This is a genomic window from Algibacter sp. Ld11, from assembly GCF_045066735.1.
Taxonomy (GTDB): domain Bacteria; phylum Bacteroidota; class Bacteroidia; order Flavobacteriales; family Flavobacteriaceae; genus Algibacter.
The window spans coordinates 79,928-97,002 of sequence record NZ_JBISHH010000021.1; the positions used below are offsets into that span (position 1 = coordinate 79,928).

9 protein-coding genes are annotated in these 17,075 nt (G+C 33.2%); all 9 read right to left on the bottom strand.

Features of this window, described 5'->3' with window-relative positions; translation table 11 throughout:
• Positions 1 to 62: 62 nt before the first annotated feature.
• The 9 genes from ACJJV4_RS08050 to ACJJV4_RS08090 all read right to left on the bottom strand — a co-directional run bounded on the left by ACJJV4_RS08050 (position 63) and on the right by ACJJV4_RS08090 (position 16,839).
• Entirely contained in the window at positions 63 to 1,667 is a 1,605-nt protein-coding gene (locus ACJJV4_RS08050) for a beta-N-acetylhexosaminidase (protein WP_405293220.1), read from the bottom strand.
• 194 nt (positions 1,668 to 1,861) lie between these two features.
• Positions 1,862 to 3,370, bottom strand: coding sequence for an L-arabinose isomerase (gene araA, locus ACJJV4_RS08055; protein ID WP_405293222.1), 1,509 nt, complete (start codon positions 3,368 to 3,370; stop codon positions 1,862 to 1,864).
• 24 nt (positions 3,371 to 3,394) lie between these two features.
• The gene (locus tag ACJJV4_RS08060; protein WP_405293224.1) at positions 3,395 to 4,096 is read right to left on the bottom strand and encodes an L-ribulose-5-phosphate 4-epimerase; all 702 of its coding nucleotides are present in this window, start codon (positions 4,094 to 4,096) and stop codon (positions 3,395 to 3,397) included.
• On the bottom strand, positions 4,080 to 5,864 hold the full coding sequence (locus ACJJV4_RS08065) for a ribulokinase (RefSeq protein ID WP_405293226.1): 1,785 nt from the start codon (positions 5,862 to 5,864) through the stop codon (positions 4,080 to 4,082). The genes ACJJV4_RS08060 and ACJJV4_RS08065 overlap by 17 nt, the downstream gene beginning before the upstream one ends.
• Positions 5,865 to 6,279: 415 nt before the next feature.
• Positions 6,280 to 6,969 carry an NUDIX hydrolase gene (locus tag ACJJV4_RS08070; protein ID WP_405293228.1) on the bottom strand — a complete coding sequence of 230 codons (690 nt, stop codon included), beginning with the start codon at positions 6,967 to 6,969 and terminating at the stop codon, positions 6,280 to 6,282.
• 161 nt (positions 6,970 to 7,130) lie between these two features.
• Entirely contained in the window at positions 7,131 to 8,264 is a 1,134-nt protein-coding gene (locus ACJJV4_RS08075; RefSeq protein WP_405293230.1) for a T9SS type A sorting domain-containing protein, read from the bottom strand.
• Positions 8,265 to 8,433: 169 nt separating this feature from the next.
• Entirely contained in the window at positions 8,434 to 10,926 is a 2,493-nt protein-coding gene (locus ACJJV4_RS08080) for a T9SS type A sorting domain-containing protein (RefSeq protein ID WP_405293232.1), read from the bottom strand.
• A 228-nt stretch (positions 10,927 to 11,154) separates the two neighbouring features.
• Entirely contained in the window at positions 11,155 to 12,774 is a 1,620-nt protein-coding gene (locus tag ACJJV4_RS08085; RefSeq protein ID WP_405293234.1) for a T9SS type A sorting domain-containing protein, read from the bottom strand.
• Between the two features lie 324 nt (positions 12,775 to 13,098).
• A complete protein-coding gene (locus tag ACJJV4_RS08090) occupies positions 13,099 to 16,839 on the bottom strand; it encodes a glycoside hydrolase family 2 TIM barrel-domain containing protein (protein ID WP_405293236.1) in 3,741 nt (1,246 codons plus the stop codon).
• Positions 16,840 to 17,075 lie beyond the last annotated feature (236 nt).

Here is a 17,075-nt window from a genome sequence, read left to right on the forward strand (position 1 = left end):
AATATCTTTAATCGTAAATTCATGAACAAAACCCATATTATTTACAAACATTATTTTGCTATTTATTCTATGACGTTATCACCTCTTTTTTGAGAATCAAGAGAAACCCAAGGTACAAGTGCGGAAGGATAATAATCAATATTTAAGGCCTCTAATCTATCTTTATGCTTGCCGAGTCTCACTTTGTATTCACCCCAATCTCTTAGCGCTGTAGGTGTCCAGCCTATTTCTGCCATGCCCATTATTCTCGGAAAAGTCAAGTACTCAATATCATCCATATTCTCAACCGTTTCAGTCCATAAAGGCGCTTCAACTCCAATAATATCTTCTTTTGAAATACCTTCTTCGTAAGTTTCTAAATCCCAATTATAAGCTTTATCAACCTCTATATATCCAACCCAATTTAAACCTATTCTACTAATACTATCATATTTCATATCGACATAAGCTTTTTTAGCTGGCGACATTAAAATTTTAGCACCTTTTTCAACACCCTTTACTGCATTTTCTCCTTTTCTTGACCAATATTGCACAACCGAGCTCGGTAATAATTCTGTATGAGCAATTTCATCCCATCCAATAACCTTTTTTCCGTGCTTCTCAACAATTTTCTGAGTTCTATTCATAAAATAAACATAATCCTTCATGGATGTAGCATGCGACTCATCGCCACCAATATGTATATATTCTCCGGGTGTTAATGCAGCTAACTCTCTAATAACATCGTCAATAAATTTATAAGTAAGTTCTTTCTCTATGCATAAACTACTAAACCCAACTTTAGTACCATGATATAATTCTGGTGCTTTGCCATCACAATTTAATTCTGGATAAGATGCTAATGCTGCATTGGTGTGACCTGGCATATCAATTTCAGGAATTATGGTAACATATCGACTTTGGGCATATGTTACAATTGCTTTATACTGTTCTTGTGTAAAAAATCCGCTTTCACCTCCACCAACTTCTGAGCTTCCTCCAATTTCAGTTAGTTTGGGCCATGATTTAATTTCTATACGCCATCCTTGATCGTCTGACAAATGTAAATGCAAGCGATTCATTTTATAAATAGAGATTAAATCGATGTATCGTTTTATATCATCAATACCAACAAAATGACGTGACACATCTAGCATCGCACCCCGATAACCATAAGAAGGGCTGTCTTTAATAATGCCCGTAGCCACTAATAGCGTATCAGAAGTTTTAGTTCCTGTTTCAATACTTGCTGGTAATAATTGGCGCAAGGTTTGCACGCCATAAAATATTCCGGCGGCGGTGTTAGCTTTAACAATAATATTACTTTCATTAGTCTCTAACTCATAGCCTTCTTTACTAGATATACTATCTGTTAAAACTAAAGAGATATTATTAGATGATTTTTTTGATTCTGTAACTTTCACCGGTACTTCATAACCGGATGCAGTACGCAATAACTGGCCTAAATAATTAGCTATTGGTTGTAATGTTTCAGTTTGATACTGTATAGTTGTGCTACTATTAATTTCGAAAGAGCTTCCTGTTGCCATGACCGAAACTGGTTTAGGGATAACCTGTTGTTTTCCTAAATCCTTTGGAATAGCTATTTTTTTTATTTCGCAAGATGTTAAACTTATAAAACCGAAGCAAACTAAAAATAGGTATGATAAAAAAACATAATTCTTCATATGATGATATATTTATATCTTAAAATGTTTGAAGTACTGTTGAGCAATAAAACAACCTATTAACCAGCATTAACTATAGATTTAAATAAAGTTATATTACCACTGCTCTAATACTAAACTCAAAAAGTTTTAAATATTGATAAATTTTAATTTAGACCTGCCTTAGATCTTCTTGATTAATGAATTAATTTCAATTAAAACCCTTGTTGAAACATATGATAATAGGCTTCATTTGCGTTAATTTTATCTTTAAAATCTCTTACAGTAGTTCTATCATCAATAACAAGTAATTCTATACCTGCAATATCTGCGAAGTCTTCCATGTACTCAGTATTAATAGTTTGACAATACACTGTATGATGAGCTCCACCCGCCAATATCCATGTATTTGCAGCTATCTCTAAACTTGGCTTTGCGTCCCATAAAACTCTTGCTACAGGTAAATTTGGTAAATCAGCCATAGGTTTTATAGCTTCGACTTCATTTACAATTAATCGGAACCGATTACCCATATCAACCAAAGATACATTTATAGCATTACCCGCTGCGCTATTAAAGACTAATCTTGCAGGATCTTCTTTACCTCCAATACCTAAAGAATGTACTTCACAAGATGGCTTCCCATCTGAAATTGAAGGGCAAATTTCTAGCATATGTGATCCTAAAACATATGATTTTTTAGGTGTAAAATGATAGGTATAATCTTCCATAAAAGAAACTCCACCTTCCAAACCTATATTCATAACTTTTAAAGCTCTTACCATAGCAGCTGTTTTCCAATCTCCTTCTCCTCCAAAGCCATAACCATCTGCCATTAACCTTTGCACAGCAATACCTGGTAATTGTTTAAGCTCTCCTAAGCTCTCAAATGTATCAGTAAATGCTTTAAAATCTCCTTCTTCTAAAAAAGCTCTCAAGCCTAATTCAATTTTAGCAGCTTCTATCAAAGATCTTCTATTATTACCGCCTTCTTTAAGATCTGCTGTTAACTCATAACTAGCTTCATAAACAGCTAATAATTTATTTAAATCTGCTTCAGACACTTTATTAATATGCTTTACCACATCAGACGAATCGAAACCATTCACGGAACAGCCAAATCTCATTTGAGCAGCAACTTTGTCACCTTCCGTTACGGCAACTTCTCGCATGTTATCACCAATTCTAGCTACTTTTAAATGCTGTAATTCATCCCAACCTAGAACAACCCTAGACCATACTCCTAATTGTTTTTGTACATATTCATTTTGCCAATGCCCAACAACTACTTTTCGCTTTTTACGCATTCTAGTCATCATAAAACCAAACTCTCTATCTCCATGTGCAGATTGATTAAGATTCATGAAATCCATATCTATTGATTGCCAAGGGATTTCGGCATTAAACTGTGTATGTAAATGGCATAAAGGTTTATTTAATATTGTTAAGCCTTTTATCCACATTTTTGCAGGTGAAAAAGTATGCATCCAAGTAATAATACCGATACATTTTTTTTCAAGATTTGCTTCTTGACAGATATCTGTAATTTCGTCGGGTGATTTTACTGTTGGTTTCCAAACAATTTTAATTGGTAAATGAGAAGAAGCATTGAAGCCCTCTACAATTTCTTGCGAATTCTTTGCTACTTTCTTTAATGTTTCATCACCGTATAAATGCTGACTTCCAGTAATAAACCAAATTTCTTTTTGTGATAAATCTATCATAAATAATAAATATATATTTTATAATTATTGACCGTAATACGCATTTTTACCATGCTTACGTTCGTAATGTTTTTTAATTAAAGACGCTTTTAATCTTGGTGCGTTTGGGTTTATTTGTAACGTTAATGTTGCCATTTGTGCTACAGTTTCTAACACCTTACTGTTATAAACAGCCTTTGCCGCATTTTCCCCCCAAGAAAAAGGGCCATGATTGCCTATTAAAACCATTTCAACGTCCTTGTATGAAAGTCCTTTGTCGTTGAAACAATCTAATATTTGAATTCCTGTATTGTGCTCGTAATCCCCTTGAATTAAGTCGTCATGCATGGGCGACGCACAAGGAATATCTGATGTTAGATGATCTGCATGGGTTGTACCGAAAATTGGAATATCTTGCTGTGCTTGAGCCCAAGCGACTGAATAGGTAGCGTGAGTATGTGCTATACCTCCAATATCTCCCCAATTCTTATACAGATATGCGTGTGTTTTGGTATCGGAAGATGGGCGCAACTTTCCTTCAACAACCATATTATCAAAATCTAAAACTACGATGTCTTCTGGTTTTAATATATCGTAAGGAACACCGCTGGGTTTAATTGCAAAAACACTATTACCTCTATCAACCGCACTCACATTTCCAAATGTGTAAATTACCAAACCCAAAGCGTTTAACGCCATATTAGCCTCGTAACATTCTTGTTTTAAGTCTTTATATTTGGTGCTCATTTATTGCTTTTTTAAGAATGTCTGCTCGGTCTTTTTTATGACAAGAATCTGCTTTAAAATGATTATTGACTTCATCACTTATTTTAAGTTCTGCATGTTCGTTATTTGTAATGTCTTCTACAAAAGCACTCAATTCATTATAAGATTGCATCAAGTGATTATATGTATCTACTTTTTCTTTTTCCGGGTAATAAATAGCTTCAAAGTCACTCCCCATGTTTTGGCTAGCTTCAATTACCGTTGGATAAATACCTGCTGCTACCGCTGCATAAATAGCAGCACCTAATGCTGGTGTTTGATCTGAAACTGCAATTTTTATGGGCTTATTTAAAACATTAGCTAATGTCTGCATTATAAAAGGTGATTTTCTAGCAACGCCTCCAATACCAATAACGCTATGTATAGCTACACCTTCATCTTCGAATCTCTCCACAATTTTTTTAGCACCAAAACAAATAGCATTAACTAATGCTTTAAAAATATGTGGTGCTTTTGTACCCAAAGATAAATTAGACATGGCTGCTTTTAGTTCTTGATTAGCATCTGGTGTTCGTCTACCGTTTATCCAATCTAATGCGGTTGGAATGCTTTCTGATAACGGAATGTTTTCAGCTTGTTCACTTAATACGCTTATAAAATTAGACTCTATTTCTTCTTTTAATTGTGTTTTTTGGTCTTTACTTAGTAAATCAGAAGACAATACTAAATTGTTTATTGGCCATGACAACATATTCTTAAACCAAGCTAGTAAATCTCCAAACGCTGATTGTCCTGCTTCTAGTCCTACAAGGCCTGGTATTACAGAACCATCAACTTGTCCGCAAATGCCTCTAACCGTTTTACTACCAATGTACTCCTTAGAAGCTACCATGATGTCACAAGTTGACGTACCCATAACTCTAACCAAAGCGTGCTCTTCAATTTTAGCTCCTACCGCACCAGCATGAGCATCGAATGTACCTACAGCAACTACAGTGCTTGTAGATAATCCTAATCTTTTTGACCATTGAGCACTTAAAGTTCCTGCGACCTCATTTGAGGTATAGGTATCTTCAAACAAATTATTTCTTAATGCTCCTAAGTAAGGATCCAACTGATTTAAAAATTCCTGCGGAGGCAAACCATTCCAATCCTTGTGCCACATAGCTTTATGGCCAGCTGCACACCTGCTTCTTTTAAAAGACTTTAAATCTTTATTTTCAACAAGCAAATAAGTTATTAAATCGCAGTGTTCCATCCAAGAGTGCGCTGCCTTTTTCACAGCTTCATCTTCACGGATTACATGTAATATTTTAGCCCAAAACCATTCCGAAGAATAAATACCACCTTCGTATTTCGTGAAATTTATACCTCCCCAATTTTCCGCCAAGTTATTAATTTCATTAGCTTCTTCTATAGCTGTATGATCTTTCCAAAGCACCATCATGGCATTTGGGTTTTCTTCAAAACCTTTAGTTAAAGCAAGTGGAATTCCGTCTTTATTTACTGGAATTGGTGAAGATCCTGTAGTGTCAATACAGATACCCTTAATTAAATCAGCATCAACTTCACATTGATTTAATATTGATTTTATAGTTATTTCTAAACCTTCAATATGATCTAACGGATGCTGACGGAACTGATTTAAACTAGCGTTGCAATAATTATTATTCTTCCATCGAGAATATAAATGAACTTCAGAAGCTAGCTCCTCGCCGTTATCTGTATCAACTAATACAGCTCGAACAGAATCTGAACCATAATCTAAACCGATGACATATTTCTTCATTAATAAAATGTTTATTTAAAACAAATATAACATTTTATTTTTAGAAGTGTTAGTTTTACACTTTTAATATTTAACATATTAAAAGTATTTACAAAATACAATAGTTATAAGACATGACAAAGAAGGTGACTGTATGAATCACACTAATTATATAAGTTTCATTTTTATAATAATATGAAAAGCAAAACAAGTAACCAAGAACTCTTCTTTAGCCTCTAATGAACTTCTTTATTTTGCATATGTAATTTTTTTTCTGCTATATTTTTTTAGTTATAGATTTATCTAATACTCCGCTCGGAGTTTTAAACATTTCTTTTTAATATATAGTGCTGATAATTATTTCTTACGTTATTAATAGAACAACGTAAAAAAACAAGTGAAGTAGAATTTCTGAGTTTATGGCTATCTAGAAATTTTAAATTTTAAAAACAAAGCCTTCTTTGAGCTTCGCATTATACTTTTCTGTATCAAATTGATATAAGTACGACCCTTTCTTTGAAGACTCCATATCCTTTTCTTCCAGTTTAACCAGAATTTTTAAAGCATTTATTTTATTCGTAAAATTTCGTTTATCTAATTTTTCGTTCAAGATAGATTCGTAAAGTCTTTGCAATTGCAACATTGTAAACTTATCTGGTAATAATTCAAAGCCAATAGGTTTTGTTTTTGTTCTATATTTTAACCTTGAAACGGCACGCTCTACCATTCTGTTATGGTCAAAAATTAAACTTGGTGCATCTTTTAAACTAAACCACTTTGAAGTATCGAAATTATTTGTTTTAATATTATGAGTCGCAATATCGATAAGCGCATAATATGCTACCGATATTGTACGTTCTTCTGGATCCCTATCTACCTTACTAAACGCATAAAACTGCTCCATGTATACATTATCTAACCCAGTAAGATGACTTAAAATTCTTATTGCAGCTTGGTCTAAGTTTTCTTCTTTTTTAAGAAATCCCCCTATCAAAGACCATTTCCCCATTTCTGGTTCGAAATCACGCTTAATAAGTAATATTTTTAGATCTTCTCCATCGAAACCAAAAATAATACAATCTACTGCTAATAATACCTTATCTTCTTTACTGTAATTGTTTAACATAAAAAAACGACTAATTTATAAACTCATATGAACTAAGTTGTCAAATATTAAAAAAATAAGTGTAAAATCCACATATCTTTAATATAATATTATTGAATCAAAAAAAAAGTCATCTAAATTCACTTTAGACGACTTTCTTTATTTTCTGCTATTAATTTGTACTATTTTTTTATCAACTTTCTGGTTTCGGTTACTTTTCCAGATGAAATACGAACAAGATATATACCCTTATTTAACTGTGCCGTATCTACTATGCCACTATTACCATTAAACGTATTGTTAGTATTAATTTTTTTACCAACTATTGAAAATAACTCCACACTTACTGAATCACTTAAATCTCCATTAAACTTATAAGAAAACGAATCTGTAAATGGGTTAGGATAAATTGACACGTTCTCAATGTTAGCACTTAAATTATTAGTGCTTAACGTTGGATTATTAAAAACAATAGAACTTATTTCTATATCTTTAGATTTAGGACCTCCTTCCGCACGGCTCACATAAATTCTAAAATAAGTTGCATCTGCACCAGCCCATTCAGGATTTGCTCCTAAATCGTAAGTTACGGTTGTAAAATCCATTGGGTCATTCCAACCACTTGTTTCGATAGGAATAATTACTCTCGAAGACCTTGTAGTACCAGATGTAATCCAATCTAATTCAATTTGATTATTTTCATTTGGTTTTGATAAATTTTTATATGTAATATCCAAATAAGTGTGCATAGCAGGATCTAACTTATACTCAGTTTGCTCGACATAACCTACATCCCAAGATCCTGAACCAGTATTAATTACCATTGCACCACCTGCAACAGTAGCAGTTATATTTGGAGCACCAATAGATCCCGTATCCCATCCTTCCAGATCACCATCGGTATCAAATAAATACGTGTCTTTTACTGAAACAACTTTAGCCGTAACTGTAAAAGGAATATCTGCTGCATAAAACTTACTGTAATCGGTAGAATTTTCAATAAATATTCGAGCAATATAGTTTGAAGCTGCAACTAATGGCGCGTTTATATTTAAAACCTCTGTACCTGAAGTGTTAGAAGGAATGGATTTAAAAGACTGATCGGTACCATAGCGTGTAATTGTGCCACCATTATCTTCATAAAATCTTACAATTAAATTATAGTTATTTGAATCTGTTGTGTAATCCACAGTAAAGTCAAGAGCATCGCCAGTTTCAATAGTCGATGGAAGCGTACTTGTTACAGAGACAGTCTGCGCCTGTATTCCTATTGCAAATAGTAATGCAAAAGTTAAAAAGTGTAATTTTGTTTTCATATTTTTCTAGTATTAATTAATATTAAATTTAAAGCCCTAAAACAAATGTGATATTCACACTTATTAAACAAGTGTAATATAGACATTTAAATTAAATACTAATGCTTTTTAACAAAAAAATCGCCTAAATTAAAATTTAGGCGACCAAACTAAATATAAAAACTAAACACTAATTTTTTATTAACCTTCTTGTCTCTTGGACTGCCCCAGCAGTAATACGAATTAAATACAAACCTTTGCTTAAATGCTCGGTAGATACAGTTCCACTATTACCATTTGATGTCTGTTCACTATTAATTTTTCGTCCATCAATTGTGAAGACCTCAATATTTATTGCATCACTTAATTGCGATTCAATCTTGTAAGTAAATGTATCTGTGCATGGATTAGGAGAAATAGTTAAATTTTGAAATTTTGAATCTACACTCTCAGTACTTAAAGATGGATCTACTAAATCTGGAATTGTGTAACTATTAAATGTAAATTTACCGTAACCACTTGGAATCATTGTACCATCGGAATCTCTATTTTCAGATTGTCCCACTACCGTCCATTCCAAACCATTAATTTGCCACGAATCATCTATTGCCACCTTTGTTCCTGCATAGCTCGCTTCTTTTGCTATTAAATTATCAATAATATCTTTCATATCAACATCAAACATTAATGTTTCGGTTGTGTATTCAGCAGTAACATCGTCTTGTACAATTGAATCCGGAATTAGATTATAACTCGCTACTTCACCTAAGTAACCAGGTAACGTTCTTAATACCTGATAGGTTAAACCATTGTTTGCCGTAAATTCACCTATATTATTAAAGTGGTGATTATCAACAAAAGTATTATCATCAAATTTCTTTCTGGTGTCGCCTCCATTATGAAAAGTATGCACTATAATATCTATTCTATTACCAGCCATATCACCATTATCGGTTACCCAAGCGGTCATGTTTATTTGGCCTTTACCACCACTCCCAGGGCTCCATTGCCCCTCCATAGTTGTAGGAAGCGCATAATCAATATCACTCAATGCTGTTGGAAATCCTCTATCTGTGAAATAATCTTTATCCGCATGCCATGAGAATTTTTGAATTTTAATATCAAATTCTTTGTGCCCGTCGGACTCGCTATTTTGGTTTTGAAATTCTATCCATGAAGGTGAGCCAAAAGGTTCAAACTTCATTTGTAAAGGTCCTTCCCACCCAGTAGCTATATAATAATTGGTGTAATATCCTTCACCTAAATCTTCAGCAAAGTAACTGTTTTGACTACCACCTTCTACATAAGGCTGCCCTCTGTAAGTAATGGTACCATCCCCTTCTCCAACTAAAATATAAGGGATTTCTGGAATTGTAATTGCAGCCCATGCCGGATCGAATAATAAGGCTTGAATTCGGTTTGTGGTACCTGGAAATCCAGCGTCAACTATTAAATCGAGCGTAACAGTATCATTTCCAGCAGGAAGTTCTATCCATACATCTCCAATTTTTTTACCACTTGCAGGGTTTTCTTTATCAAGAACCTCTACTAATATCTTACTTGTTTGAAGTAAGTTATATTTAACATCTACTTGCCTTAGCGTACCATTATTTATGGGATCTGTGGAAGTATTTACTATTTCTAATGTATTTTCTCCCGTTGGAATATACTCTTCTACGGTAATTCCAGATAAATCATAGGTATCTAACTCAGACCAACCTGTTGTATAAAGTTGAGCTTGTAAACTGTAATTAGTTCCTGCGGTTTCAGGTGATAGCACACTTACTGTTACGGTACCTTCTTCGTTATTTACTTCAACAAAACTTTGTTCTAAATTACCAGACGGTCCCTTAAAACGTACCAATGCATATGCAGCAGATTCATCTGTTGTATAACCTAAGTCATAGTCAATCATTCTACCAGCAATTACAGTTGTTTCAGGATTAACTATTGTTATTGAGTTTGCAGGAGCTATTGCTTCTGCTAACGTAATTCCTTCAACAGTATCAACTGCAAAATAAGCGCTCCAAGTAGTAGATGGATGAAATAACTCCACCTGAAATTTATAATCGGTGCCTAATGCTGCATCAGGTATTTCTATACTTAAAGTTTCAGTGCCAGACGCCGCAGATAAAGCCTTACTTGCAGATGTTAAGTTTGCACCGCCAGCATTTTTAAACCTTACAAAGGCATGTGTACCACCTGTTCTATTTGTTTCATAGTTAAAGGTAACATCGACAAATGCACTCGCATTTACTGTTGTTGGTGGATTATCTAGCTCGATATAGTTTTGTGCTGCAGTTAAAGTAACGCCGTTATAATCTTCTGTAAAGAGTCCGCTCCAACCTGTATCAAATATTTGTGCTTGGTAATTATAACCTGTACCAACAGGCAGAACTTCACCTTCATGAGTACGAGGTATTTCAAGCGCTACTGTTAAATTTCCTGAACCAGCCGGCACATTAAATTGAGCAACAAATGTCAAATTATTTTCAGTGTTCGCACCATTTTTAAAACGTATATAAATATGGCCTTCTACAGCTAATTCATAATCAAAGTTAACAGAAACAGTTGTGTTAGCTTCAACTGATGTTGGTCCGGTTAAATTAGTAATTGTGTTCTGAGCCTGCAATGATATTGAGAGAAGTATTGCAGAAAATAGTAAGAGTATTTTTGTTTTCATAATTTTTGTTCTTTTTCAAAATTTACCAATTGGGAGAATTAGGTTTTAATTTCATGCAATAATTTTATTTTTTTCTAGCTATATATTTTGAATTTTTCCCTCAAAATTTTTACTTATTTTTAATTAAGTGTAATATACACATTTAAATTAAATAGACACGATTTTTAGCAAAAAATTCGCCTAAACACGTATTTAGACGAATTTCTTAATACATCATTTTATTATATTCTAATTCTTTACAAGTTTTCTTGTGCTTTGTAGGTCGCCAGAAGTAACACGAACTAGATACAGACCACTACTTAACTGACTGGTATTTACTGTTCCGGTATTACCGTAAGTAACATCTTTATTTGTAATAGTTTTAATTTCTCTTCCATCCATAGTAAAAAGTTCGACGCTTGTAGAACTACTTATTTGATCATCAAATTTATAGGTAAATGAATCGTTGAACGGATTTGGATAGATAGATAAATTCTCAAAATTATTTTTGAAATTAGCTGTACTTAATTCTGTACTCGCTGTTATTCCTCTATACGTTTTTTCATATATTACACTTCCTGTTAACCCTAAAAGCTGTACATTATAACTGTAATCTTCGGCTTCAGTTGCCGGGATTGGAAGATTAAATATTATATCGCCTGAACTACCAGTTGCGTTACCGTATTCTGTAGCTTCTATGTTACCAGCTCCATCTACAAATTGCAATATCACAAATAAATCATCTACAATATCCTTGGTATAACCTACAGTAACTTCTGTTGAAGAACTAATTAATACCGGATTTGGAGGATTATTAATCACCACCGTATTTGCGGATGCAGGTCCTACCGTAATTCCTTCAAAATTTTCAGTTATTACATGGGCATAATTAGCATCAATATCAAAAATCTGTGCCTGATATAAGTAATCTGACCCTAGGGCATCACTAGGTATAGGAAGTGGTAAGGTTAAGGTTCCTGATCCAGCAGTTACAATTTGATTAACGTTTGTTAAGCCTTCCGCATTTACATCATCTTTAAAACGAATAAATATGTGAGCATTAGCTATATCTGTAACGTAATTGAAAGTAATGTTAGCATCTGAACCTGCTTCAACTGAAGTAGGAGGGCCGACCCACTCTATTGAATTCGCAGGGGCTACAGCTTCTGCTAGGGTAATACCTTCAACAGTATCAACTGCAAAATAAGCGCTCCAAGTAGTAGATGGATGAAATAACTCCACCTGAAATTTATAATCGCTGCCTAATGCCTCATCGGGTATTTCTATACTTAAAGTTTCAGTACCTGAAGCCGCAGATAAAGCCTTACTTGCAGATGTTAAGTTTGTACCGCTAGCATTTTGAAACCTCACAAAGGCATGCGTACCTCCAGTTCTATTTGTTTCATAGCTAAAGGTTACATCAACAAAAGAAGTTGCATTTACCGTAGTTGGCGGATTATCTAGCTCTATATAATTTTGAGCTGCTGTTAAAGTAACCCCATTATAATCTTGCGTGAATAGGCCACTCCATCCTGTATCAAATATTTGTGCTTGGTAGTTGTAACCCGCACCAACAGGCAGAACTTCACCTTCATGAGTACGAGGTATTTCTAGCGATGCTGTTAAATTCCCTGAACCGGCTGGTACATTAAATTGAGCAACAAATGTTAAATTATTTTCAGTATTGGCTCCATTCTTAAAACGTATATAAATATGTCCTTCTACGGCCAATTCATAATCAAAATTAATGGAAACAGTTGTGTTAGCTTCAACGGACGAAGGTCCGGTTAAATTAGTAATTGAATTCTGTGCTTGCAATGACATTGAGAGAAGTATTGCAGAAAATAGTAAGAGTATTTTTGTTTTCATAATTTTTGTTTTTAATAATAATTAATTTTTTACTTCATTCATTCTGTTCTGAGAGACTTATTTTTTTAAACCATTCTTTTTATTTGTTAAATATACACTTTTTTATTTAAATGTAACTTACACACTTAAAAAATAAAATAATTTTTATTCTTTAAAATCTATGGATTTTTAAAAAAATTGGTTGCTTAAAAGTTTTTCAATTCTGTTATTTATGCTAATACCCATAAAAACATTCTTGTATAAGCATCAAAAATATTAATATAAAAAAAGCCGTTTAACATTTATTAAACGACTCTTTTGCTATTAATCAATTACTATTTTTTATTACTTTTTAAATGGTTTAATGTAGAATGTAAATTCATATGGTATGGGTAACACTCTATATTGGTTTAATATAGAAATAGCTGTACCACCTACTCCAGATGTTTTATGATCCAAATTTAAAGTTATATAATCTACAGCCTTTAATTGACGTTGGTAGTACGACCTTGTCATATTATCTGTATCGTACATTTGAGCACTTGTATTAAAAGTTTTATCTCCCTTAATTAATAACCCAAACCCATTACTATCACTAATTGATGCCCAATACACATCGGTTTTATTACCGTAATCTTGTGGAATAATATAAGGTACGTAATCATCTTTTACAGTAGTTTCATAACTTCCAAATTTAGCTCCCGTTTTTCTATCTGGATAAGTTTCAAAAGGTCCTCTGCCATACCATTTAATATTCTGAAACGTATCTGGCAATTGAATTTGAAGCCCAATTTTAGGAATCCAATTTGTAAATTCTCCTTCGGGTAATGATGTTGTTTTAACACCTATAGTTCCATCCTCAGATATGGTATAATTAAATGTATTTGAAAACCCAGTCATGGCATTATTAACATAACTAGTTGAAGCAAGCGTAACCACTTTTAAACCCACACGATTTTTATCTTTAATAACTTCTATAGTTTCAACCTTATCTTTTAAATTATTTAAACCCATAGCATACCATCCGTTTGCAATATTTTCTCCCATGCCTTCTTCATATCTTCCAATAGAAGTAGTAAACGTTCCCCAAGCATCTAATTCATTGGCAAGTGGTGCTCGCCAAATATTAAACTTAGGACCTTGTTTTAAGTATTCTTTCCCTTTATAAACTAGAGATGAAAGTAAACCGTTTTTTTTATTGAATGTATAAGTAAAGCTAGAGCCGCTAAACACAATGTTTTCCATGCTTTCATCAATTGTTACACCTTCTATTGGTGTCTTTTCTTCTTGCTTTTCTCTAAAAGGAAATTCAAATTGTTCCCATGCTATTTCATGCCCTTTTTTTGCCCAAGATGTATCTTCGGGAAGCGTAAAACTTAATTCGAGTACATAATGTACTCCTTCTTTAAAATCTTTAGTTTTATAAGGAATGGCGAGTGTTTTCTTTTTTAAAGGATCTAAAGTAATATCCATTGATCCTTGTTCTATTTTTTCTCCGTTGGCAGATAAGGACCAATTGCCATTAAAAGCATTTAGATTAGTAAATGGAAAACGATTTAAAACATCTACTGTTCCCGCATTTAAATTTATGCTTTTGATATCGATAGGTTGGGGCGATTTTTTTAACTGCCATAATTCTGGTTGCACACTTCTATCTGGCCAAACCAATCCGTAAGTTCTTCCTGGTAGACCAATGCTATAATAATGAGATTCATCATTTTCAGATTCAAAATCAAGCCAAAGTGCTGCTGATTTTTTTAATTCTTCATTATTGTTTTTTAAATCTCGAACAGGAACTACTGTATTAAAAATTCTAATATTATCTATGGTTGTATGTGTGAGGTACCCTAAGTGATTATCAATAATCTCGGCAGATTTACCAACATTAACAGGATAAGGCCCGTTAATTATATTGCCTTTACATGCTTTTGAAGCGACCTCTATGCCATTGATAAAAAGCGCTAATTTTTCACCATTATAAACACCAAAAACTTGATGCCAATTGCCCACCCAATCTTCAGGAAGGTTAGCTTCTATAATTACTTTTTTACCGACATTAACATAAAACTGAAGTTTAGTATTATTAGATTGTAAAATGCCATATTGATAATTTCCTTTTGTAATAAAATAAGCATCTCCATTATATTCTTCTGGTTTCACCCAAAATGAAAGAGTAAGTTTATCATCGGAGATATCCAAGGCCTTATCGCGATATACTTCTAACCAATCATCGTGACCGCTTAAATAAAGGGCACTACCAAATTTACCTGATTTTAAAAGCGCCTTATTCATTAAAGTAGCCATCACTTTATTTGGCGACGTATCTGGAGTTGTTCGCCATCTAGAATCAATACCAGGGCTTACCCAGTCCCAAACAGCACCTCCCGTTAAACGCGGGTATTTATAAATAGCATCCCAATATTCATCCAATCCACCAAGTGAATTGCCCGCTGCAGATAAATATTCGTCCATAAAGGACGGTCTTAAATCGTCCCCTAACGCGAAACGATTTTTAAGAGTAAATGGCGTTGCATAACGAGGGCCAACTATATCTTCGCATTTAATTGGGTTTGTTTTAGGATCTTCATCACTATTGCCGCCATACATCCATGCCGGACGACTCGGATCTATTTGTTTTCCTTCTGCTATTATAGCACAAATATTATCACCAGGTCCACTTTCGTTACCAGCGCTCCAAACTACAATTGAGGCATGATTTCTATCGCGATATACCATTTTCTGCATACGATCTAGATATTGCGCTTGCCATTGGGGTTGGCTAGATAAATGGATATTACTGTGTGCCTCGTCTCCTACCTCATCAATAATATATATACCAAGTTCATCGGCTAAATCTAAATATTCCACATTTGGAGGATAATGACTTGTACGAACACTATTAATATTAAATTGCTTCATTAAAATTAAATCCCTGCGCATGGTCTCCAAATCCATAGCGTGCCCCGTTTTTGGATGCATCATATGGCTGTTAACCGCGTTAAATTTAATAGGCATACCATTAATATAGATCGCTTTACTTTTTACTTCAACTTTTCTAAAACCAACCTTATGACATAAAACTTCAATAACCTTATTATTTTCATCAAGTAATTCTAATATAAGCGTATATAGATTAGGATGCTCTGCCGACCATTTTTTAGGGTTTTCAATAAGAAAGGAATTAGTATACTTTTTTCCAACAACTTTTAAGTTTTCTGATAAAATTTGTTTTTTATTTTTATCCAACAAACTTGCACGAACTATATTGCCTTTTAAGTTTCCAGTACTAAATTGACTTACAAAAGCATCAATATTTAATGTCGCATTTTTATAATTTTCATCTAAATCTGTAGTTACATAAAAATCATGGATATGTGTTTTTGGAGTTGACATAATATAAACATCTCTATAAATACCGGCAAGTCGCCATGTGTCTTGATCTTCTAAATACGATCCATCACTATAATGTAAAACCTTTACAGCAATACTATTTTCGCCATCCTTTAAATACTGTGTAATATCATATTCCGCAGGTTCCATGCCTCCTTGATTATAACCAACTTGAACGCCATTAACCCAAACATAAGAAGCCGATTGAACGCCTTCAAAATGTAAAAAATGTTGTTTATTTTTTCTGCCTTTAGGCAAATTAAAAGTTCTATAATAGGAACCTATTGGATTAAATTCTTTTGGCACTAAAGGTGGTCTTGAATTATAAGGCTGCCCAATATTTCTAAACATAGCATAACCAAAACCTTCCATTTCCCAATTTGATGGGACCTTAATTTTATCCCATGTTTTATGGCTAAAATTATCTTTATAGAAATCTTTTGGTGCTTCTTTTAAGTTTTCAGAAAAATTAAAATACCAAATTCCATTAAGGTTTAAAAAATTTGGAGATTCTTTTTTATCCAAATTAAGTGCCTCTTTTACGGTATTAAAAGGCATCAAGTTTGTATGCGGTAATACTTGATTTATTTGAAATATCTCTGGATTTTCCCAATCATTATCAGATTGTGCAAAGCAACAATTAGTTACTACATTAAAGCAAAAAAATAAAATAAAACCTCTGTACAAATTAATCATGTTTTTATAGTTCTAATTTTCAAAACAATTGTTGAGCAATATAAAATATCGCTTTTAAATTCAGTTGATTTATTAATAATTCTAAAAGAAAAATGTTTCCATTTACTTATATTTACCAAATATAGTGTAATTTATACACTTTATAATTTAAAGTCAAAAATATTCTTTGTTAAGCCCCTAAAAGCAGACCATTTAGCGTCTTAACAACTTTAAGAATTATTACAAACCCTAAGTAA